1 protein-coding gene is annotated in these 1,590 nt (G+C 67.3%); it reads left to right on the top strand.

Annotated elements, in window-relative coordinates:
- Positions 1-144: 144 nt before the first annotated feature.
- Positions 145-1,257: an IS110 family RNA-guided transposase gene (locus I2F59_RS09805; protein ID WP_229065442.1), complete on the top strand. Its 1,113-nt coding sequence runs from the start codon at positions 145-147 to the stop codon at positions 1,255-1,257.
- Positions 1,258-1,590 lie beyond the last annotated feature (333 nt).

The following is a 1,590-nucleotide window of genomic DNA, read 5'->3' on the forward strand; positions in this document are numbered from 1 at the left end:
TCCCAAACTGCCGGCAGAGACGATATGAGCAGGACATAAAAACATTGAGAGCCCCTGCTGCATGAAAGACCGCGGATTAGGCCGACAATGGTGAGTGTCTAATTCAGCCGCGGCGGCCACGCCGCATTCATGGAAGGGGCTCCCATGCTCGATACTACCACCTTCGTCGGCCTCGACGTCCACGCCCGTTCGATAAAGGCCGTCTCCCTCGACGTCATGACCGGGGAGGTGCGCTGCGCGACCTTCGGCTACGACGCCGGCGCCGTCGCGGGGTGGGTCCGCTCCGTGGACCCTAAGGCCAGGTGCGTGTACGAGTCCGGGGTCACGGGATTCGACCTGCAGAAGAGGCTCTCCGGCCTTGGGGTCGACTGCGTGGTCGGCGCCGTCTCGAAGATGATCAAGCCCAGCGCGGACAGGCGCAGGAAGAACGACCGCAACGACGCCGAGTTCCTCGCCCGCATGCTGTCGGTCGGCAACGTGGTCGAGGTGTGGGTCCCCGACGACGAGTGCGAGGCCGCCCGCGACCTGACTAGGGCGCTCGAGGACGCGAGGGACGACCTCTCGCGCTCGAAGCAGCGGCTCTCCAAGTTCCTGCTCAGGCACGGGCTCGTCTTCGACGAGAGGACGCCCACCGGCCGCAGGAAGGGCAACTGGACCCGGGCGCACTGGTCCTGGATCGAGTCGATAAGGTTCGCGGAGGGGGCCGACAACGAGGCGCTCGCCTACTACGTCGACGCGGTCAGGCGGGCGGCGGAGGACAAGGCGCGGCTCGAGGGGCTCGTCGAGGCCGAGACCCGCAAGCCCAGGTGGAGGAAGAGGGTCGACTCCCTGCGCTGCCTCAAGGGCGTCGACACCGCGACGGCCGCCGACCTCGTGTTCGAGGCCGGCGAGTTCTCGAGGTTCAGGAATGCCCGGTCGTTCGCCGCATGGGTCGGCTTGACGCCCTCCGAGCACTCCAGCGGGGAGAGCGACCGCAGGGGCGCGATCACCAAGGCGGGCAACAAGCACCTGAGGAAGGCGCTGGTCGAGGCCGCGTGGCACTACCTGACGTGCTCCGCGCGGCCGAAGGAGCCCGCCAGGGGCCAGGCCCCGGACCCGGGCGCCCGCAGGCATGCCGCCAAGGGCGTGCGGAGGCTGGTCGAGAGGCGCGGGGCCCTGCTCGCGCGCGGGGTCCACAACAACAAGGCGAACGTCGCCACGGCGCGCGAGCTCGCCTGCTGGGTGTGGGCGGTCGGTCTCATGGCCGAGGAGGCGTAGGGGGAGGCTCCCCCGCACATAAGCCGATCACCCCGGAAGCGGTTGGATCCGAAGCCGTTGAGGCGAACCTCAGGTCCCTTTTCTGCGAGCGCCCAGGGCGCCACACGCGTGCACAGACTGTCGGTTCGACGAAGAAGCCTCAGCCGTAGCAACGGATTGCCCAGCGAGAGATCGCCACGGGCGGATATTAAACTGCAAAGACGAGCGTCGGGAAGACACGCCGAGGTCGCCGCGGACGGGTTGATATAGGGAGAGGGCCTGACCCCATATCGTTGGGGCCAGGCCCGATTTTGCCTCTTGACAATGTCCTGCTCATATTAAAAGGAACGTCCC

It is taken from the genome of Collinsella aerofaciens, from assembly GCF_015556945.1.
In the GTDB taxonomy this organism is placed as follows: Bacteria; Actinomycetota; Coriobacteriia; order Coriobacteriales; family Coriobacteriaceae; genus Collinsella; species Collinsella aerofaciens_AO.